Consider the following 18,975-nt stretch of genomic DNA (forward strand, 5'->3'; position numbering starts at 1 on the left):
TTTTAACTCAACTATGTAATTATTGTTTTCTAATTTAGTTTTTGGTTTTAATAATCTATTTATTATTTTAAGATATAACCTATTCCAATACTAATAGGATGACTATATGCTTCATTTCTATATTCACTTTTTAAATAAATGTTATTAAAAATGTCTATTTCAATTCCAGCACCATACAATAAATTAAATCCATAAGTTTTTTGAAAACCTTGTTCTAAAAGAGAATTGGCGTTTTTATCTTTTAATTGCAAATAATTAATAGAAAATCCTACAAAAAAATAAGGTCTTATTTTTTTATTTAAAATGTTTTGTTGAATTTGTAAAGGAATAGATATTAATGATTGTGTGAAGTTATTATTGAGTTCTTTAAATTGATAATTGAAATAGCTGATACCAAAATTTAAGGATGTACTTCTACTTATTTCAGGATAATATTTTCTATAAATTATTTGCCCATAATATTCTGTACCATTTTTTTCAAACCCCAATCCACCAGAAATAATAAAGAAATTTACGGTTTTTTCTTTTATTCTTAAATCTTCACTTTTAGCTTTTTTTGAGCTGTTATACTTTGCTACAATTTTAATAAAATCATCTTCATTAAATTTAATTGCTGGTTTTTCTAAAAGAGCTAAACCCTCGGTTACAAAATTCAGAGTTCCTATGAAATTATATTTTCTAATTCTTCTTTCATCAGAAATTAATTTGTCATTTTGTAAAACATATTTTTTATTATCTTTATATAGGATATAAAATACTTCTGATTCATAAGTACTTTTATATAAAGATACTTTTTCACCTTTAAAAATTAAGTTAGCAAATACAGTAATTTTATTTTGCTTGTTATTTATTTTTAACTTTAGCAGATTAAAAATACTTCCATTGGTTTTTTGAAAGGATGATATTTTAGTAGTGTCATAGACTTGACATTTCTTTTCTTCTAAATTTCGTTTAAAACAAATTTTGGATGATAAATTCGATAAATCATCTGTTTTAATATATCCATCTATTTTAGTATTATCATTTGTAATAACCCATCCTTTTTCATATTTTTCTTTAAGTTGAGCATTAGTAATTGATGCAGAAAATAGAATTAATAAAAACATTTTTTTCATGTTTGTAAGTTTTATTATCGCTAAATTTTTCGAGTATGGTTATTAGCGTGTTTCATCAACCAATTTAGTAAATAAATCATAGGTATAAAAAAGTAGACGAGGACTTTCGTAAGTGGGCAAAAAGCCAAAAATAAATTAAACTAGATATGAGATTTTTTACATTACTGCTATTGTAAATATAACTTATTTGTCGGAGTAAATAAGTCTAAATTAATTGCTGTAATTTTTTAAAATTATCAATTACCAAATTAGCATTTTCTAAAGTTTGGTCTTCTGCCATTGGGTTTTGATAACCCACTACGAAAATACCAGCACCATTAGCAGCTTCAACTCCATTATCAGAATCTTCAATAACAATACAATGTTCTTTTTTTGTGTCTCCTAAAACTGTTGCTTTATTAAAAATTTCAGGATTAGGTTTTGATTCTTTTAAATCGGCACCACTAATTTTTGCTGTAAAATATGGGTTTAAATGAAACCGATTAAAAACTCTTTCAATATTAATCATTGCAGAAGAAGAAGCTAAAACCAAAGTAATACCTTTACTGTAAGCGTGTTTAATTAAATCTTCAACACCTCTAACCAAATGCAAAGTAGAATCATTCTCAAAGAAATTCACATATCGACTACGTTTGTACAACACCAAATCTTCTAGATTATCACTCAAACCAAAATGAACAACTAATTTCTGAAATGCATTAATGGTAGAAGATCCTGTAAGGGTTTTGTAAAGTGCATCAGAGACATCAACCCCAATAAAATTAAAAGTTTCATAATAGGCTTTTTTATGAATTTCTTCAGAGTCTATTATTACACCATCCATATCGAAAATAATGCATTTTATTTCTTTTGGTAGTTTCATTTATGTTAAATATTCTAAAGCATCTACAATATTTGCAATGATAAAATATAGTAAAGCACAAACCAAAAAACCAACAATAAAATATAAAAAAAATCTTCTTTTTGATCTAGGGTGATTAAAATTTTTAATAGATTTAATTAAACCTGTAACAGATATAATTATAGCTATTATAGAAAGGATACCTATAATTGTTGAAATAATGTAAAAATTCGAATCTGTGAATTGATAACTTAAAATGCTAATAAAAATAAGTAGTGAAATTACTACTATTATCATTTTATACTTTACATCTGTTTTTAGATTTAATTTTTTCATGGGGGAAAGAATTTATTTTAGTTTAAAAATTTGGCTTTAAGTTCTGGAGTTGGTATCATGCAACTTTCTTTTTTACCAAACCATTTATATCTATTTTTTGCAATATAATCATATATTATATTTCTAAAGTTTTCTGGTAATATAAAAAAGAACTGTGTTAATTTCCAGAAACCTCCAAAATGTTTCATTACTTTAAGTGCAGCTGTAGATTTTATATCATAAGATACATTAGGCTGGTATAAAATTATCGAATCAACTCTAGCAACATCAATTTGTAAATGATTAAGTATTTTTTTTCCAGTATCAGATTGTAAAGCTGTGAATAAAAAGGTGTTTTTTTTATCGTATTTGATAACTTTTAACACAGAATCGTTGCATAAATTACAAACTCCATCAAAGAGAATAATTTTTTTATTTTTTGGAATATCAATCATAATTAAGTCTCATGAAGATTTTTTACAAAATTACTTTATATTTTTTTATTAATCATGTAACATTTTTTTTAATCAAACGTCTTATGGTTGTATCTGAATATTATTGCACCCTTTTAACAAAAAATTAATAATAGCAATTACAAGCATTAGGTACTTTAGTAAAAAATTAACCAACTAATGATTAAAATAGAAAAACTACACAAATCATATCCAATAGGTAAAGATTCATTACATGTTTTAAAGGGAATAGATTTACACATTAAAGAAGGTGAGTTCGTATCAATTATGGGTTCATCAGGTTCAGGTAAATCTACATTATTAAATATTGTTGGTTTATTAGATATTCATGACGAAGGTGATTATTACTTAAATGATCAGTTGATTAAAGATATGAATGAGAAGAAATCTGCAATTTTAAGAAATAAATTTCTAGGATTTGTTTTTCAATCATTTAACTTAATATCTTATAAAACAGCTTTAGAAAATGTTGCTCTACCATTGTATTATAAAGGGATGAGTAGAAAAGAACGTTTAAAAGTTGCACTAGAATATTTAGATAAAGTTGGCTTAAAAGATTGGGCAAACCATTTACCGAACGAACTTTCAGGTGGGCAAAAACAACGTGTAGCAATCGCAAGAGCATTGGTTACCAAACCTAAAGTTGTTCTAGCAGATGAGCCAACAGGAGCTTTAGATTCTACTACAACAGACTCTGTAATGGATTTGTTAAAAGATATTAATGATGAAGGAATGACCGTTTTTGTGATTACTCATGAAGAAGAAGTTGCAGAACAAACGAAAAGAATTGTACGTTTAAAAGATGGTGTAATTATAAGTGATGAATTGACTAAAGCATCTAAAGCAGTTTAATTATGTTTGATTTAGATCGTTGGCGAGAAATTTTTCAGAGTATCAATAAAAATAGATTACGTTCTGTAATGTCTGGCTTTACAGTGGCATTTGCCATTTTATTATTCACGTTACTTTTTGGTATTGTTAGTGGTTTAAGTAATTCATTTAAAGGGGCTTTTGCAGACGATGCACAGAATTCTATGAGAGTGCGTGTTTGGAAAACAACAAAACCGTTTAAAGGATTACAAACAGGGAGAAGAATTCAACTTAAGAACGATGAGTATAACTATGTAAAAGAAGAATACGCAAATAAAATTCAATATCAATCTGCAAGAATTTACAAAAATTTCACTTTAAAATATAAAAATAAGGCAGATAATTATAATATAAGAGCAGTAAATCCAGCCCATCAGTTTTTAGAAAAAACAATTATAGATGAAGGAAGATTTTTGAATGAAAGAGATTTAAAAGAAAAATCTAAAGTAATTGTAATAGGTAGATTAGTTAAAGAAGATTTATTTGGAGAAAGACCAGCTTTAGGAAAACGATTAAATGTTAATGGCAGTTCTTATCAAATTATAGGAATCTTTTCTGATGATGGAGGAGACAATGAAGAAAGAATCGCATACATACCTGTTACAACTGCACAAATGATTTATGGTAATAACGATTATATAAGCCAAATAGTTCTAGGTTATAATCCGAATTTAAGTTTAGATGCTGCTATTGCTTTTGGTAATAGAATGGAGCGTGATTTGCGTAAAAAAATGAACATTCATCCAGATGACCAAAGTGCACTTTCAGTTAGAAACATGGCAGAAGCTAATAAAGGAGTTGGTCAATTTATGGGTATTTTGTATGCTATTGTAATTTTAGTGGGTTCAGGAACTCTAGTTGCAGGAATTATTGGAATATCAAACATTATGATTTTTGTGATAAAAGAACGAACAAAAGAATTCGGAATTCGAAAAGCTTTAGGTGCAAAACCATCTTCAATTGTTGGTATGGTTGTACAAGAATCTGTTTTAATTACAACATTAGCTGGTTATTTAGGGCTTTCTTTAGGTACTTATCTCTTAAGTTTAATAGGAAATAGTTTAGAAGAAGATTATTTTATAAAAGACCCAAGTGTAAGTACAGGTATTGTAGTAGGAGCTACAATTGTTTTAATTCTTTCAGGATTAATTGCTGGCTACTTACCTGCTAAAAGAGCAGCAAACATTAAACCAATAGTAGCATTAAGAGCAGATTAATATGAAGTTTTTATTTGATTCAGATACTTGGCAAGAAATTTACGGAAGCATTCGTAAGAATAAAGTAAGAACAGTTATTACAATTATTGGTGTGCTTTGGGGTATCTTTCTTTTGGTTGTACTTTTAGGAGCTGCAAGAGGTATGGAAAATGGTTTTAACAAACTTTTTGGAAACTTTGCAACAAATAGTGTTTTTGTTTGGACACAAAGGACAGATACACCTTTTAAAGGTTTTCAAGAAGGTAGGCGTTTTCGTTTAACAATGAATGATATTGAGGTATTAAAGTCTGAATATTCTAATGAAATAAAACTTTTAGCACCTAGAAATCAAACCAATAATTTATTAGTTCATAATTTTAAATCGGGAGATTTTAGAGTAAGTGGAGATTATCCAGTTTTAGACCAAATTCAAAAAAAACAATTACTGTATGGTCGTTTTTTAAATGATAATGATATTTTATCAACTGCAAAAGTAACTGTCATTTCAGAAGATATGTACATACAGTTGTTTGATAAAGGTGTAAATCCGATTGGTGAATATCTTAAAATAAATAGTATCAACTATAAAGTTATCGGTGTTTATAAACCCTCTAATACAATAGATTTTGATGGAGACACAGCTTACATTCCATTTACAACCTATAGAAAAGTTTACAACACTGCTAACAGAGTAGACTGGATGATGATTACCGCAAATGAAGGTACAAATATCGAACAAATGGAAAAAGATATTTTACTTACTTTAAAAGGTTTGCATAAAGTGCATCCAGAAGATAAAAGAGCTTTTGGTAGTGTAAATTTGGGTAAAGAAATTGGTAAAGTAACAGGCTTTATTATAGGAATGCAATTTCTGACTTGGTTTGTTGGTATAGCTACTTTAATTGCAGGTGTATTTGCAATTGGTAATATTCTTTTAATTACTGTAAAAGAACGTACAAAAGAAATTGGTATTCGAAGAGCTTTAGGAGCTACTCCCAAAAGTATTCGTCAACAAATTATATTAGAATCTGTATTTTTAACCACTGTTGCAGGTATGTTAGGAATCATTTTTGGAAGTTTAGTCTTATTTTTAATAGACGCTGCAGTCAGTAACAATGATGATATACCATTAATTAATCCAACAGTAAATATCCCAATTATTTTTATCGCATTTGCCACATTAATTGTATTAGGTACAATGATAGGTTTAATACCAGCACATATGGCAACCATAGTAAAACCAATAGAAGCATTAAGAGAAGAATAAAAAATCAATTAACTAAATCATGAGTAAAAGAGCAAAAATTATTTTAATTATCATAGCAATAGGATTTGTTGTTGCGTTAATTTGGTTCGGAAAAAAGAACAAAAAAAGTATTGTTGAATATGAAACCGAAACTCCGTTTAAAACAACTATTGTTAAAAAAACAGTAGCTACTGGTAAAGTTACTCCTTTAGAAGAAATTGAAATTAAACCACAAATAACAGGTATTATCGATAAGATTTTGTTGTTAGAAGGTTCTAAAGTTAAGAAAGGAGATTTAATTGCTACTGTAAGAGTAGTACCTAATGAACAAGCATTAATTAGTGCTAAAGGTAGAGTAGATAACACTAAAATTAGAGTAAACAATGCTAAAATACAATACAATAGAAATAAAAACTTGTATGATAAAGGTGTAATCTCTAGACAAGAATTTGAGCAAATAGAATTGACTTACAATCAATCTAAACAAGATCTTAAAAATGCAGAAAATGATTATTTAATTATTAAAAGAGGTTCAGCAGTTTCTGGTAGTGCAGCAAATACTAGTATTATTGCGCAAATGTCTGGAACTATTTTAGAAATCCCTGTAAAAGAAGGTGATCAAGTAATACAATCTAATAACTTTAATGCAGGTACAACAATCGCTTCTATTGCAGATATGAATAAAATGATATTTGAAGGAAAAGTTGACGAATCTGAAGTTGGTAAACTTAAAAGTGGTTCTGATATAGAGGTTTCTATTGGAGCAATTGAAGGAAAAAAATTTCCTGCAAAATTAAACTTTATAGCACCAAAAGGTACAGAAGAACAAGGGGCTGTACAGTTTAAAATAAAAGCTGATGTTTCTTTAGATGACAATTATTATATTAGAGCAGGTTATAGTGCCAATGCAGATATAGTTCTAGAGAAAAAAGATAGTGTTTTATCTATTAAGGAAGCATTATTAAAGTTTGATAAAAAAACAGAAGAACCTTATGTAGAAGTTAAAAAAGAGGATGGTACTTTTGAGAAAAAAACTCTTAAGCTAGGTACTTCAGATGGTGTAAACGTTGAAGTTTTAGAAGGTGTAACAGCTACAGACGAAATTAAAATCTGGAATAAAGCTTCTAAAGATGATGACAAAAAAGATAATTAGTAAAAATAAATTAATTGTAAAAAAAGAGGCTCTTTTAGAGCCTCTTTTTTTACCACCAAACTAAGAATAGTTTATTAATTTCTCCGTTTTTGTGTTTCAACCAAACTAATGGAGAAAACTCTCTATCTAAAAACCCTTTAGATATTTTCTTAAAGACATCAATACTTATCCAAGTAACATTTTGATGAGGAATTACCAGCCAATCTTTTTTATTTGGAATATAAAATTTACAATCAGAAAAGAGAGTTAATTCTGTTTGTTTGATATAAAACCCACAAATACAAGCTTCATTTAATTGATTTAGTTGTGTTATTTTATCTTTATAAGGCACAAACAATTGCCCTTTAAAATAGACTTGCTGTACCATTTCTTTAGATGATAAATTAATGCTCTGTAAATACTCTTCACATTGGTTAGAGTAGAGTAGAGGTAGTTGTTTTTCTTTGAGTTTAGTTAATTTTTCCTTTAAAGAATCTTTTTTATTAGGTCCAACACAATGTTCTATTTCAGAATTACCAACAGTAATATCATACAAATAAAACTTATAAATAATTTCAAGATGAATAATAGTATTTCCTCTTTTTAAGATACAATCTAATTTACCTAGAGTCCTTTTTTCTTGTTGAATTTGAACATTCTCACATAAAATTGAGATCTTTTTTTCTTGATGTAATTGATAAGAAACAAAACGTTCTATATATTTTCCTAGACGCAATTTTTCATCAATTTCAATATTTATTTTTGATGATTTTTGTTGTACATCAAATTGTGATAAATTATATAAATCATTAGTATTCCACAAACTAGGAGTTTGTAAAAAGCCTTCATATCTTTTCTGAATATCTTTTGATTTTTGATGCATCTCAAAATCTAAGTTACAAATCTATTTTGTAAATTGAACATTTAAATTTAATTCTAATGCAAATAGAAAAATCAACTTTTCAATTTTTAAAAGATTTACATCAAAATAATAATCGTGATTGGTTTTCAGAACATAAACCTAAGTATGAAAAAGCACAACAAAATGCAAAAGCTGTGTTTTCAGCAATCAATGAAAAGTTGGAGGCTCATGATGAAATTGAGAAATCTAAAATGATGCGAATTTACAGAGATGTTCGTTTTTCTAAAGATAAAACTCCTTACAAAGCCCATTTTGCAAACTCATATTCCAGATTAGGTAAGGAATTAAGAGGTGGTTATTTTTTAAGAATTAGACCAGGAGAATCCTTTTTAGCTGGTGGGTTTTGGGAACCAAACAAAGACGATTTATTTAGAATACGCAAAGAAATAGAGCAAGATGCATCAGAAATAAAAGGAATTTTAGCTGATAAAAATTTCCAAAAGCATTTTGGAAGTGAGTTTCATAGTTTTAGCGAGCTAAAGACTGCTCCAAGAGGTTTTGATAAAGCCCATCCAAATGTTGATTTATTGCGTAAAAAAGGATTTATAGCCACAAAAAACTTTACAGATAAAGAGGTTTTATCAGCAGATTTTATAAATCAAGTAGATGAGAGCTTTAAAGCTTTAAGACCATTTTTTAATCTCTTTAGCGATATTTTAACCACAAATTTAAATGGGGAGAGTATTCTAGATTGATGATATTACTTCAAATTTTTATCAACTTCTCTTTTTAAAACCCAAATAGTAATTACAGTAGATAGTACATCTGCAATTGGGAAAGACCACCAAACACCAGCAACTCCGTAATATTTTGGTAAAATGTATGCTAATGGAATTAAAAATATTCCTTGTTTTAATAAGGTTAAAAACAATGCAGGCATTGCTTTTCCTGCTGCCTGAAAGTAAGCAGAACCTATTAATTGCATAGTTACAATTGGCGTTGCTAAAAAAACGATAATCATTGCACTTGGTGTTTCAGATAGCAAAGTTTCATCATTGGTAAAAATCCAGATAATTTGTTCTTTAAAAATGATAATTCCAATAAAAATTATGGTTCCTAAAACTGAACCAAAATAAATTGATTTTTTAATGGTTTCTTTAACACGTTCATTTTTTTTAGCTCCAATATTAAATCCTGCTACTGGTAAAAAACCTTGAGAAACTCCTAAAACTGGAGAAAGTGCAAACATCATTACTCTATTAATTACTCCAAAAATTGAGATAGAAATTTCTCCTCCATAAGTAAAAAGTGAATAGTTTAGTACAATCATCAATACACTAATGGCTCCTTGTCTTACCACAGAAACTCCACCTAATTCGACAATTTCTCTTACAATTTTTCCATTTAGAGCAAAGTTTTTCAATATTATTTTTAACTCACTTTTAGAGGATAGAAAAAAATAAAGAATAAATAAGCCACAACTGGCAAAAGATAATGATGTTGCCAAACCTGCTCCTTTCATTCCCCAACCCAAATATTTTATAAAAATAATATCTAAAACAATATTTAAAACAGCAGGAATAATCATTGCGTACATAGCAAATTTTGGTTTGCCTTCTGCTCTAATTACAGGGTTTCCCATCATTGCAAATGCTAAAAATGGTACACCATAAATAATTACAGAAAAATAATCTGAAGCAATTGGTAGAATAGCTCCTTTAGCTCCAAATAAATCTAAAATTGGTACACTAAAAAAGTTCCCCAAGAGTACAAAAATAATGGCTAGAATAAGCGTTAAACAAATTTGGTTACCAAACGTTAGAAAGGCTTTTTCAGAATTATCTGCACCTAGAGCTCTTGATATGATTGAGCTACCTCCAATTCCAATTCCCATTCCTAAAGAGGAAATTAAAAAAGCTATTGGCAATACTACAGTAATTGCAGCAATAGCCAAAACACCTATCCATTGTCCAACAAAAATAGTGTCTACAATCATATTTATAGACATCACTAAAATGCCTATTGTTGCAGGGACTGCTTGTTTTACAAGAAGTTTGCTTATTTTTTCTGATCCTAATTCGTTTGCTAATTGTGCCATAAGAAGTTGCAAATATCAGCATAATTTATGTTTAAAAGTAAAAAGTAACATCAATTATTATTATGTAAATATTAAAACTATTATGTTTGTTAAAATTGATAAAATGGATACTCCTTTTAAAGTAAAAATAAAAATTGAATCTATAGATATTGATAATTTGAATCATGTTAATAACGCTGTTTATGTAAAGTGGATGGACAATGTAGCAAGAGAACATTGGGCTTTTTTAACAAAAGACAACCCTTTAGAAGAATTTATTTGGGTAGTTAGTAGGCATGAAATAGATTATAAAAATGAAGCTTTTTTGGGTGATGAAATTACTGCAAAAACTTGGGTAGGTAATACTAGGGGAGTAACTTCAGAACGTTTTATAGAGTTTTATAAGGGTACTGTTTTACTAGCAAAATCTAGAACAGTTTGGGTTTTGTTAAATGCAACTACATTTAAGCCTGCTAGAATTAGAGAAAATATTTTAAATCTTCTACTACCTGCTAAATAAAAGTATCTTTGCAAAAAATTAAGATACAATGTCCACTTTTTCTGAATTAAAGATTGGTAAAGAATATATAAAATCAATTAAAGAAATAGGTATAAAAGTACCTACAGAAATCCAACAAAAAGCAATCCCAATTTTATTAAAATCTAGTACAGATTTTATTGGTTTAGCACAAACAGGTACTGGTAAAACTGCTGCTTTTGGTTTGCCAGTTCTCCATAAAATTGATGCTAAATCAGATTATATTCAAGCACTGATTTTATCTCCTACAAGAGAGTTAGTACAACAAATAAAAAAGCAACTTTTTAAGTTTACAAAGTATAATTCAGATAGAATTTTTGTTGAAGCAGTTTTTGGAGGAGAAAAAATCGACAGGCAAATGAATAACCTAAAAAGAACTACACATGTAGTTGTTGCAACTCCTGGTAGATTAATTGATTTAATAGAGAGAGGATCTGTTGATATTAGCCATGTAAAAACTGTAGTTTTAGATGAAGCTGATGAAATGTTAAGTATGGGTTTTAAACAAGATTTAAATCGTATTTTAAAATTTACAAACAAAACTGATCGTAAAACTTGGCTCTTTTCTGCAACAATGCCAGATGAAATAAAACGAATTGTAAAAACCTATATGGATTCTAATGCTCCACGAATTGAAGTGAATAAAGATAGCTTGGTTAATGCAAATATTAGGCATCAATTTACAAGAACAACCTTAAAAGAAAAGACAAATGATATTATTTCCTTTTTAGAAAAAAGACAAAATCAAAGAGGAATTATTTTTTGTAGAACCAAAGCTGGTGCTCAAAATTTTGCAAAACAATTGATAGAAGAAGGATTTTCTACAGCTGCTTTAGAAGGCGATATGCAACAAAAAGAACGTGATAAAGTAATGCGTGCTTTTAAAAATGAAAGTTTACAATATTTAATATCTACTGATGTATCTGCAAGAGGAATTGATGTTAAGGAGTTAGAATTTGTTATTCATCATCAATTGCCAGAAAAATTAGAATATTACACGCATAGAAGTGGTAGAACTGCAAGAGCTGGTAATACTGGGACTTCTATAGCGTTTGTGTTACCAAGTGAAATTGAGAAAATTCATCAAATTCAAAAAGAATTAAATATTAAATTTACAGAAGTAAAAGTGTAAATGGAGTTAATTTACGTTTTAGATATTTTAGGTACGTTTGCCTTTGCTATTAGTGGTGCTTTAGTGGCTTCTGACCAGAAGTTTGATTTATTTGGTGTTATTATCATTGCATTTGTGACTGCAGTTGGTGGTGGAATGCTACGTGATATTTTAATTGATGCACATCCAATCAATTGGATTGGAGATATGAATTATTTATATGTGATTTTAATAGCTGTAATATCTACTTTTTTATTTAAAAGTAAAATTTTACCATTGTATAAAACTCTTTTTTTGTTTGATACTGTTGGAATTAGCGTTTTTACTTTATTAGGTTTACAAAAAGGATTGACTTTTAATTTGCACCCAGTTGTGGCCATAATTATGGGAATGATTTCTGCTGTATTTGGAGGTGTTATACGTGATGTATTAACAAATAAAATTCCATTAATTTTTGAGAAAGAGATTTATGCATCTGCTTGTTTATTGGGTGGAATATCTTATTTGCTACTGAATCATTTTGGTGTTCCAAAAGATTTTAACTTTATCATTTCTGCCTCTGTAATTGTGATTGTAAGGCTAATTTCTGTAAAATTTAAATTACAATTGCCTAAAATTAAAGATGATATTTTTGGGAAGACATAAAAAAAAGTGAAGATTTATCTTCACTTTTTTTTATAATAAATTATAAAATTTATTTTACATCTTTCAGTAATTCTCTAATAGATCTTAATAGCTGTTCATCTATACCATTATATATTTTTCCAGGCATATTTTTAACTTTAATTGTTGGCTCTGTTTGGTTATTTTCCATCCATTCACCAGCTTTATTTTTTGCACTTACTGGTACAACACCCCAATAACCACCATTTGGTAAACCTTCCCAACCAGCAAAACTACAAGTACCAGGTACTGGCATTCCAACAGTTTTTCCAATTTTTAAATCTGTGTAACCTTGAGCATAACAATGGCCATCAGAATACATACTTTCGTTAAAAATTGAAAGCGTTGGTTTTGTCCAACGTGAAGTTGGTTCACCACCCACAACTTTATCTTCTGTTGCATACGTTATAAAAGGAACTCCTGTAAAAAACATCGCTAAATCTGCAACTAAATCTCCACCACCATTAAAACGTGTATCAATAATTACCCCTTTTTTATCAAAATATTTACCCATAATATCTTGATAAATACTTCTGTAAGGGCCATCACCCATACCAGGAATATGAACATAACCTAATTGTCCATTACTTTTTTCTGCAACTTCCTTTTCATTCATCTTAACCCACCTTCTATATAATAATCTGTTTTCAGCACCCAAAGAAATTGGTTTCACAGTTATTGTTTGTGTTTTTTCCGTTTTCGGATTTTCAATTTCCAATAACATAAATTTACTCGATTTTCTGTTGAAATATTTTGCTAAATCTTGATCTTTATCAACTAAAATACCATCAATTTTTTTGATAATATCTCCTTTTTGGATATTGAATTTCGCTCTATCTAAAGGTCCTCCAGAAATAATTTCATCAATAAGAATACCATCCTCTTTATAATCATAATTTATAAAAATACCTAAAGAAGCTGTTGCATCAGCATTAGAAACGTTACTGCCTCTGTAACCAGCACCAGCATGAGAAACATTTAATTCGCCTAACATTTCTGATAACATTTCAGAGAATTCAAATCCATTACCAATGTGAGGTATATATTTTTGATATTCTTTCTTCATTTTATTCCAATTAATTCCATGAAAATCTGGATGATAGAAAATTGCGTTTGTACGTATCCAAACATGATCGAACATTGCTTGTCTTTCTGCATTTTGATCTAATTTTATTTCACCATTTATAGCAACAGGTTTTCTTTTTTTAGATGAAGGGTTTAATTGTGTAATTCTACCACTACTTAATAAATAAAGATTTTTCATATCCTTATCCCATTGCAAACTACCAAATCTAGCGTTTAACTTCATTAGCATTTTAGTTTCTCTGGTTCTTAAGTTTGTACTCCAAAGATTAGATCTGCCTTCAAAACTAGCTAAATAATACAAAAAATCTCCTTTTTTAGAAAGAACAGCATCTCCCAAACTAGAGGAATGTATAGTAAGTCTTCTAGTTCTATCTTTCATGTTTTCCCAATCAAATTGCAATGGTTTTATTGCATCTTTTTTAGTTTTATCATCTTTTTTCTTTTTTGATTTATCGTCTTTTTTATCAGTCTTTTTTTCCTTTTTCTCTTTCGCTTTTTTCTTTTTCTCAATCTCTTTAATGGCTTGCATTAATTTAAAATCTTCATCACTTAAATTAAATTCATCCCAAGCTTCTTTTGTAAAGAACATACTGTATACATCAGATTGAGAACGACCACTTGTTGCGTAAGACTTAAGCCCATTTCTATTGCTAAACCATAACATTTGTTTACCTCCATTTACCCATTTAGGAGAATAATCATAATAACCACTTTCATTTAAATTTACCCTTTTAGAGCCATCAGCAGCCATTAATAAAACTTCACTGTTGCTTAATGTTTTACCCCAATCAATCAACAACCATTTACTATCTGGGCTCCAGGTAAAATATTTATCACCATCTCTCATGTGATACAAATCTTTTGGTGTTAAAAGTGTAACTTCTTTTTTGGTTTTTACATCTTTAATCTTTAGAGTTCTTCTCCCTTCAATAAATGCAATTTTGTTACCATCTGGTGAGTATTTAGCTAAATAGTTATCTGTTTTATTACTTATTAGAGGTGTTTCTTTTAGTAATGTAGCAGCATAGAAAAAAGGCTCTTCTTTTCTAACTTTTTCAGTTTTATAAACACTCCATTTTCCATTTCTTTCACTACTGTAAATTACAGATTCACCTTTAGCATCCCAAGAAACAAAACGTTCGTTTTCAGGAGTATTGGTTAATCTTTTTGTAAATGATTTATCTGTTGAAGTTACAAAAACTTCTCCTCTAGCAATAAATGCAATCTCTTTTCCATTTGGTGAAATAGCCATTTCTCTAATACCTCCATTTACAGAAATAAATTGATCTGAATTTTCTTTGTCTTGAGTAATGATTTTTACAGCTAATTTTCTAGGTTTTTGCCCTTCTTTCATCGTATATAACTCTCCATCATAACCAAAAGAAATTACACCATTCCCAACACTTAAAAAGCGTACAGGATGTAGTTTGAAGTTTGTTAATTTATCATCTTTAGAACTATCTAAAGCCATTTTATGAATATTAAAAGAACCACTTCTTTCACTTAAATAATACATGCTTTTTTCATCATCAGTAAAATAAGGTTGTCTATCTTCAGCTGAATTTTTAGTAATCATTTTATGAGAATTAGTTTTAGCATCGTAAAGCCAAATATCTCTGGTAATAGAAGAAGTGTGGTGTTTTCTCCATTCATTTTCTCCTCCTTTTTTATCATGATATAACATTTTCTTTCCATTTTTGGAATATTGAACATATTCTGCTGGAATTGTAAAAATTTGAGAAACTCTGCCTGATTTTACAGGTACACTGTATAATTCTGATTGTGATCTGTGTGGATGTTGTCTATGATTTACATCATCTTGTCTTAAAGCACCAAAAACAATGTTTTTATCATCTGAAGTAAAAGAAAAAGGATGTTCGTCATTTGAGTGAAATGTTAATCTTTCAGCAGAACCACCTTCAGAATTCATAACATAAATATCAAAATTACCATATCTATTAGATGCGAAAGCAATTTTAGAGCCATCTTTACTCCAAACCGCTTTATAATCGTGTGCACTGTGATAGGTAAGTTGTTGAGCTGTTCCTCCATTTGTACTAACCTTATATAAATCGCCTTTGTAAGTGAAAGCAATTTGAGTTCCATCTGGAGAAATAGATGAATGCCTCATCCATTTTGGATTGTCTTGGGCATGAATTGAAAATGATAAAAATGCAATTAAAATTAAGATTGGTCTCATAGTTGAAAAAATTTGTCTAATTTAATAAATTGAAACAGGACTGATTAAAATAAAAAGTTAAAAAAGACACATAAATGAAGCCGTTAGAATTTAAAGATTTTACTGATTTTAAAGAAATGATAGGTAAAGAATTACCAAAAGGGGAGTGGTATACAATTAGCCAACAAATGATTAATGATTTTGCAAATGCTACTTTAGATAAACAATGGATTCATGTTGATGAGGAAAGGGCTGCAAAAGAAAGTCCTTTTAAACGTACAGTTGCTCATGGTTTTATGTCTGTAGCTATGATTTCTAAAATGCTCGAAGAGACTTTTACTATAAAAAGTGTGAAAATGGGGTTGAACTATGGATTAAACAAAGTACGTTTTCCAAATCCTGTTCTTGTTAATAGTGAATTAAGGATGTTGACCTCAATAAAAAATATCGAAGAGATTGCTAATAATGGCATAAAAATTACTTTTACTTGTATTATAGAAATTAAAGGTCAAGAAAAACCTGCTTGTGTTGCAGAATTTTTGGCAGCTTTATTTGAATAAGAAAAGAAGTTAAAAGCAACTTTGAACTATAACAACCTTTATTTATAGGTTTTACGTTAATAAGCCTAACTTAATGCATCTATTTGAGTGCGAAATTAAATATAAACCAATTGCAACAGTTAATATAGGTGTTATAAGACCACTAGCCCCATAAACAGAATAAGCATCTGCTATACCAAAATTATAAATTAGCTGTATAATGATTCCAATAAAAGAGATAGTAAAACCTACTTTAGCCATTTTACGTCTAAAAATTAATAATATACTAGATAATAAACCTACCCAAACAGCAATTGCAAAAGCTGCAACAGCCCAAGCAGGAGCATTTTCTATAATTGCTAGTTGATCTTTATCCATCAAAGATCTCATTTCTTCTGTCATATACGCTTGACCTAAATATACCATAACTCCCATTAAATTCCATAAAATTGCTAAAACAGCAATTACCCAAAAAGAAGTAGAGGGTTTAGTAGTTGTTCCCATAAATAAAAAAGTTTAGTTAATTGATTATTTAAAAGTAATAAAAAATATTTGTATAAATCAAAAATGTAAAGTATTTTTGTCATTATATAAAGTATTTTTGTCAATTTGTAAAATAAAAAATTATGTCAAAGTCATCAATTTGTGAAAGAGAAAGAAGTCATTTAGAAAAAATGAATAAATTTCAATTGTCTCATCAATTTAAAAAAGTAGGATATTTTATTGCTCTAGGAACTTTTATTTTGATGATTGGTAGAAAGTATATTGATAATTCTGAATGGATAAGACCAATTTTACACGGTATTTTATTAATAGGTATGTTAATTATTTCGTTATCAAAAGAAAAATTAGAAGATGAATTTATAGATAGTTTGCGTTCGCAGTCTTACAGAATTGCATTTGTATTGGTTATTTTATATGCTTTAATTCAACCCCTTATAAATTATGGAGTTGGACTTCTATTTGATAAATCAGAAAAATTAGAAGGTTTTGATTATTTTCAAGTACTTTTTTATATGCTAATTGTTCAATTGATGGTTTTTTGGCAACTAAAAAGAATAAATAAATAGGATGAAGAATACTATAAAAGTGCAACGTGCTATTTTAGATTTAACTCAAGATGATTTAGCAAAAAAAATTGGTGTTTCTAGGCAGACTATCAATTCTATAGAAAAAAGCAGATATGTACCTTCTACAGTTTTGGCATTAAAATTATCATCTATTTTTAAAATACCAGTTAACGAATTTTTTATTTTAGAAGAAGATGATTAAACTTCTCACATTCATAATTATTAATTTATCTAAATTAATTTTAATGCTATTTACTCTGCTATAGTTATAACAGCAGCCTTAAATAAATTAGCTTTAGATTTAAAGAATTTATTCTCTAATTCGATTGCTTTAAGTTTGGTTTCAATTAATTTAGACTCACGATAGTTAACTAAAAACAAAGAACTTTCTCCTAAAAAGAATTTACGTTCTTCAGCTTTTAGCAATGTTCCATAATCTCTAACTATAGTGTTGATATAATCATTTTGAACTATAAAAGATTCCAATTCTTGTTGAACAGCATTTACCTTATTTTTTATGGTAACTTTTGTTGCTTCATTTTCTAGTTTTGCATCTTGTAACTTAATTCTAGCGAGTTTTAAATCACCTCTTTCTTTTCTTAAAAATATGGGTAGCTTAAAGTTTATACCAGCTTTATAATTATCAACATTTAAAGAATTTCCTTGTCTTGGAGTTTGTGTTAAAAAATTATACTGAACATCTAATCGTGGTAACAAGTTATTCATTTTTAACTTTTTATCGATATTTAAACTTTTAATTTTAAACTCTAAAGATCTAATTTTTGGGTGATTGTCTATATCAAAATCTGCATTATTAAATAAAGCAATATTAAAAGTAGTATCTACTTTGTCTAAAGTAGTAATATCAGGAATAATATTATCTTGTAGTTCTACAGGTGTATTTTCATTCAACCACAAAAAATTTGATAATTCTAGAGAAGACTTCACTAATTTAATTCTAGCCTTTTCTAGATTTAACTTTCTATTATTTAAAGTAATACCTGCTTCTAATGTATCAATTGCTGGTTTGTCTCCTTCAATAAAAGCTCTTTTTGTATTATCGAAACGAATTACGGCATTCTGTAAAAAATCATCATAAACTAATTTATCATTGTAGGTTTTTAACCATTTAAAATATGATAAAGAAGCATTGTATAAAATTTCGTTGACTAAAATTTGCTGGTCTTCTTTTGCCTGATTTACAAAGAATTTAGCTTGTTTTAGTGAAGCCATTCTTTTGTTTATTAATAAATCTTTAAGTAAAGATGCAGAAACACCAGCTGCATATAAACCATCTGTTGGTACATTTGCTTCAGGATTCAAAAACAGCCCATCATTATTTTCAAAATTAGCTTTAAACTCTAAACCATACCAAGTTGGTATTTTAAAAGCTCCATTTAATTTGTTATAGTATTCTTTTTCCTTAAATTGCTTTTTATCAAAATCAACCTCAATTTTTGGATCAAATGCACCTCTAGCTTTCAGCAATTTAGCTTCACTATTATTGATGACTAAATTGGCTTGTTTTACAATTGGGTGATAGGTTTTTACATAGCCCAAATATTCAGATAAGGTCATTACAGACTCAACTTTTTCTTGAGCATTAAGTTTTGCAAACATCAATAAAAACAATACTAAAATATACTTTTTCATGATTTTAGA

20 protein-coding genes are annotated in these 18,975 nt (G+C 28.4%); 11 read left to right on the top strand and 9 right to left on the bottom strand.

Annotation, left to right across the window (positions count from 1 at the left end; genetic code table 11):
* Nucleotides 1-62: 62 nt before the first annotated feature.
* The 4 genes from BTO18_RS03370 to BTO18_RS03385 all read right to left on the bottom strand — a co-directional run bounded on the left by BTO18_RS03370 (nucleotide 63) and on the right by BTO18_RS03385 (nucleotide 2,726).
* Nucleotides 63-1,115: a putative outer membrane beta-barrel protein gene (locus BTO18_RS03370; RefSeq protein WP_105014872.1), complete on the bottom strand. Its 1,053-nt coding sequence runs from the start codon at nucleotides 1,113-1,115 to the stop codon at nucleotides 63-65.
* Between the two features lie 205 nt (nucleotides 1,116-1,320).
* On the bottom strand, nucleotides 1,321-1,977 hold the full coding sequence (locus BTO18_RS03375) for an HAD family hydrolase (RefSeq protein ID WP_105014873.1): 657 nt from the start codon (nucleotides 1,975-1,977) through the stop codon (nucleotides 1,321-1,323).
* Nucleotides 1,978-2,292: a hypothetical protein gene (locus tag BTO18_RS03380; RefSeq protein WP_105014874.1), complete on the bottom strand. Its 315-nt coding sequence runs from the start codon at nucleotides 2,290-2,292 to the stop codon at nucleotides 1,978-1,980.
* 17 nt (nucleotides 2,293-2,309) lie between these two features.
* On the bottom strand, nucleotides 2,310-2,726 hold the full coding sequence (locus tag BTO18_RS03385; RefSeq protein WP_105014875.1) for a thiol-disulfide oxidoreductase DCC family protein: 417 nt from the start codon (nucleotides 2,724-2,726) through the stop codon (nucleotides 2,310-2,312).
* A 177-nt stretch (nucleotides 2,727-2,903) separates the two neighbouring features.
* Between BTO18_RS03385 and BTO18_RS03390 the strand changes: the two genes are divergently transcribed.
* From BTO18_RS03390 to BTO18_RS03405, 4 genes are read left to right on the top strand one after another with little or no spacing between them, the layout of a single operon-like run.
* Nucleotides 2,904-3,596, top strand: a complete 693-nt coding sequence (locus BTO18_RS03390) for an ABC transporter ATP-binding protein (RefSeq protein WP_105014876.1) — start codon at nucleotides 2,904-2,906, stop codon at nucleotides 3,594-3,596.
* Nucleotides 3,597-3,598: 2 nt separating this feature from the next.
* Entirely contained in the window at nucleotides 3,599-4,831 is a 1,233-nt protein-coding gene (locus BTO18_RS03395) for an ABC transporter permease (RefSeq protein ID WP_105014877.1), read from the top strand.
* Between the two features lies 1 nt (nucleotide 4,832).
* The gene (locus tag BTO18_RS03400) at nucleotides 4,833-6,077 is read left to right on the top strand and encodes an ABC transporter permease (protein WP_105014878.1); all 1,245 of its coding nucleotides are present in this window, start codon (nucleotides 4,833-4,835) and stop codon (nucleotides 6,075-6,077) included.
* A gap of 19 nt (nucleotides 6,078-6,096) precedes the next feature.
* A complete protein-coding gene (locus tag BTO18_RS03405; protein ID WP_105014879.1) occupies nucleotides 6,097-7,209 on the top strand; it encodes an efflux RND transporter periplasmic adaptor subunit in 1,113 nt (370 codons plus the stop codon).
* A 49-nt stretch (nucleotides 7,210-7,258) separates the two neighbouring features.
* Here the strand turns inward: BTO18_RS03405 and BTO18_RS03410 are convergent, their stop codons facing one another.
* Nucleotides 7,259-8,071 carry a DUF1853 family protein gene (locus BTO18_RS03410; RefSeq protein WP_105014880.1) on the bottom strand — a complete coding sequence of 271 codons (813 nt, stop codon included), beginning with the start codon at nucleotides 8,069-8,071 and terminating at the stop codon, nucleotides 7,259-7,261.
* A 56-nt stretch (nucleotides 8,072-8,127) separates the two neighbouring features.
* Here BTO18_RS03410 and BTO18_RS03415 point away from each other — a divergent pair, with 56 nt between their 5' ends.
* Complete coding sequence (locus BTO18_RS03415) at nucleotides 8,128-8,805, top strand: DUF2461 domain-containing protein (RefSeq protein WP_105014881.1); 678 nt, start codon at nucleotides 8,128-8,130, stop codon at nucleotides 8,803-8,805.
* A gap of 5 nt (nucleotides 8,806-8,810) precedes the next feature.
* Here the strand turns inward: BTO18_RS03415 and BTO18_RS03420 are convergent, their stop codons facing one another.
* Complete coding sequence (locus tag BTO18_RS03420; protein WP_105014882.1) at nucleotides 8,811-10,148, bottom strand: MATE family efflux transporter; 1,338 nt, start codon at nucleotides 10,146-10,148, stop codon at nucleotides 8,811-8,813.
* Nucleotides 10,149-10,230: 82 nt separating this feature from the next.
* Here BTO18_RS03420 and BTO18_RS03425 point away from each other — a divergent pair, with 82 nt between their 5' ends.
* From BTO18_RS03425 to BTO18_RS03435, 3 genes are read left to right on the top strand one after another with little or no spacing between them, the layout of a single operon-like run.
* Nucleotides 10,231-10,647: an acyl-CoA thioesterase gene (locus tag BTO18_RS03425; protein ID WP_244905133.1), complete on the top strand. Its 417-nt coding sequence runs from the start codon at nucleotides 10,231-10,233 to the stop codon at nucleotides 10,645-10,647.
* Between the two features lie 28 nt (nucleotides 10,648-10,675).
* Nucleotides 10,676-11,797 (top strand): DEAD/DEAH box helicase, encoded by a 1,122-nt coding sequence (locus BTO18_RS03430; RefSeq protein ID WP_105014883.1) that lies wholly within the window; start codon nucleotides 10,676-10,678, stop codon nucleotides 11,795-11,797.
* Nucleotides 11,798-12,421: a trimeric intracellular cation channel family protein gene (locus BTO18_RS03435; RefSeq protein WP_105014884.1), complete on the top strand. Its 624-nt coding sequence runs from the start codon at nucleotides 11,798-11,800 to the stop codon at nucleotides 12,419-12,421. It begins immediately after the preceding gene.
* Between the two features lie 49 nt (nucleotides 12,422-12,470).
* Here BTO18_RS03435 and BTO18_RS03440 read toward each other — a convergent pair whose 3' ends face one another.
* The gene (locus BTO18_RS03440) at nucleotides 12,471-15,725 is read right to left on the bottom strand and encodes a S41 family peptidase (RefSeq protein ID WP_105014885.1); all 3,255 of its coding nucleotides are present in this window, start codon (nucleotides 15,723-15,725) and stop codon (nucleotides 12,471-12,473) included.
* A 74-nt stretch (nucleotides 15,726-15,799) separates the two neighbouring features.
* On the opposite strand from BTO18_RS03440, the gene BTO18_RS03445 reads away from it, so the two are divergent.
* Complete coding sequence (locus BTO18_RS03445; protein ID WP_105014886.1) at nucleotides 15,800-16,264, top strand: MaoC family dehydratase; 465 nt, start codon at nucleotides 15,800-15,802, stop codon at nucleotides 16,262-16,264.
* Nucleotides 16,265-16,315: 51 nt separating this feature from the next.
* Here BTO18_RS03445 and BTO18_RS03450 read toward each other — a convergent pair whose 3' ends face one another.
* Nucleotides 16,316-16,747, bottom strand: a complete 432-nt coding sequence (locus tag BTO18_RS03450) for a hypothetical protein (RefSeq protein ID WP_105014887.1) — start codon at nucleotides 16,745-16,747, stop codon at nucleotides 16,316-16,318.
* A gap of 122 nt (nucleotides 16,748-16,869) precedes the next feature.
* Between BTO18_RS03450 and BTO18_RS03455 the strand changes: the two genes are divergently transcribed.
* Together BTO18_RS03455 and BTO18_RS03460 are read left to right on the top strand one after the other, a co-directional pair.
* Nucleotides 16,870-17,313 (top strand): hypothetical protein, encoded by a 444-nt coding sequence (locus tag BTO18_RS03455; protein ID WP_105014888.1) that lies wholly within the window; start codon nucleotides 16,870-16,872, stop codon nucleotides 17,311-17,313.
* A gap of 1 nt (nucleotide 17,314) precedes the next feature.
* Nucleotides 17,315-17,515: a helix-turn-helix transcriptional regulator gene (locus BTO18_RS03460; protein WP_105014889.1), complete on the top strand. Its 201-nt coding sequence runs from the start codon at nucleotides 17,315-17,317 to the stop codon at nucleotides 17,513-17,515.
* Between the two features lie 50 nt (nucleotides 17,516-17,565).
* On the opposite strand, the gene BTO18_RS03465 is transcribed toward BTO18_RS03460, so the two are convergent.
* Nucleotides 17,566-18,966, bottom strand: a complete 1,401-nt coding sequence (locus tag BTO18_RS03465; protein WP_105014890.1) for a TolC family protein — start codon at nucleotides 18,964-18,966, stop codon at nucleotides 17,566-17,568.
* Between the last annotated feature and the right edge of the window lie 9 nt (nucleotides 18,967-18,975).

Source organism: Polaribacter porphyrae (genome assembly GCF_002954685.1).
In the GTDB taxonomy this organism is placed as follows: domain Bacteria; phylum Bacteroidota; class Bacteroidia; order Flavobacteriales; family Flavobacteriaceae; genus Polaribacter; species Polaribacter porphyrae.

Bases quoted from the DNA above. Each gene is read 5' to 3' on its own strand.
- BTO18_RS03410 (WP_105014880.1), bottom strand. From the start codon at position 8,071: ATGCATCAAAAATCAAAAGATATTCAGAAAAGATATGAAGGCTTTTTA.
- BTO18_RS03370 (WP_105014872.1), bottom strand. From the start codon at position 1,115: ATGAAAAAAATGTTTTTATTAATTCTATTTTCTGCATCAATTACTAAT.
- BTO18_RS03400 (WP_105014878.1), top strand. From the start codon at position 4,833: ATGAAGTTTTTATTTGATTCAGATACTTGGCAAGAAATTTACGGAAGC.
- BTO18_RS03390 (WP_105014876.1), top strand. From the start codon at position 2,904: ATGATTAAAATAGAAAAACTACACAAATCATATCCAATAGGTAAAGAT.
- BTO18_RS03385 (WP_105014875.1), bottom strand. From the start codon at position 2,726: ATGATTGATATTCCAAAAAATAAAAAAATTATTCTCTTTGATGGAGTT.
- BTO18_RS03375 (WP_105014873.1), bottom strand. From the start codon at position 1,977: ATGAAACTACCAAAAGAAATAAAATGCATTATTTTCGATATGGATGGT.
- BTO18_RS03460 (WP_105014889.1), top strand. From the start codon at position 17,315: ATGAAGAATACTATAAAAGTGCAACGTGCTATTTTAGATTTAACTCAA.
- BTO18_RS03430 (WP_105014883.1), top strand. From the start codon at position 10,676: ATGTCCACTTTTTCTGAATTAAAGATTGGTAAAGAATATATAAAATCA.
- BTO18_RS03455 (WP_105014888.1), top strand. From the start codon at position 16,870: ATGTCAAAGTCATCAATTTGTGAAAGAGAAAGAAGTCATTTAGAAAAA.
- BTO18_RS03440 (WP_105014885.1), bottom strand. From the start codon at position 15,725: ATGAGACCAATCTTAATTTTAATTGCATTTTTATCATTTTCAATTCAT.
- BTO18_RS03420 (WP_105014882.1), bottom strand. From the start codon at position 10,148: ATGGCACAATTAGCAAACGAATTAGGATCAGAAAAAATAAGCAAACTT.
- BTO18_RS03395 (WP_105014877.1), top strand. From the start codon at position 3,599: ATGTTTGATTTAGATCGTTGGCGAGAAATTTTTCAGAGTATCAATAAA.
- BTO18_RS03450 (WP_105014887.1), bottom strand. From the start codon at position 16,747: ATGGGAACAACTACTAAACCCTCTACTTCTTTTTGGGTAATTGCTGTT.
- BTO18_RS03415 (WP_105014881.1), top strand. From the start codon at position 8,128: ATGCAAATAGAAAAATCAACTTTTCAATTTTTAAAAGATTTACATCAA.
- BTO18_RS03465 (WP_105014890.1), bottom strand. From the start codon at position 18,966: ATGAAAAAGTATATTTTAGTATTGTTTTTATTGATGTTTGCAAAACTT.
- BTO18_RS03425 (WP_244905133.1), top strand. From the start codon at position 10,231: ATGTTTGTTAAAATTGATAAAATGGATACTCCTTTTAAAGTAAAAATA.
- BTO18_RS03405 (WP_105014879.1), top strand. From the start codon at position 6,097: ATGAGTAAAAGAGCAAAAATTATTTTAATTATCATAGCAATAGGATTT.
- BTO18_RS03445 (WP_105014886.1), top strand. From the start codon at position 15,800: ATGAAGCCGTTAGAATTTAAAGATTTTACTGATTTTAAAGAAATGATA.
- BTO18_RS03435 (WP_105014884.1), top strand. From the start codon at position 11,798: ATGGAGTTAATTTACGTTTTAGATATTTTAGGTACGTTTGCCTTTGCT.
- BTO18_RS03380 (WP_105014874.1), bottom strand. From the start codon at position 2,292: ATGAAAAAATTAAATCTAAAAACAGATGTAAAGTATAAAATGATAATA.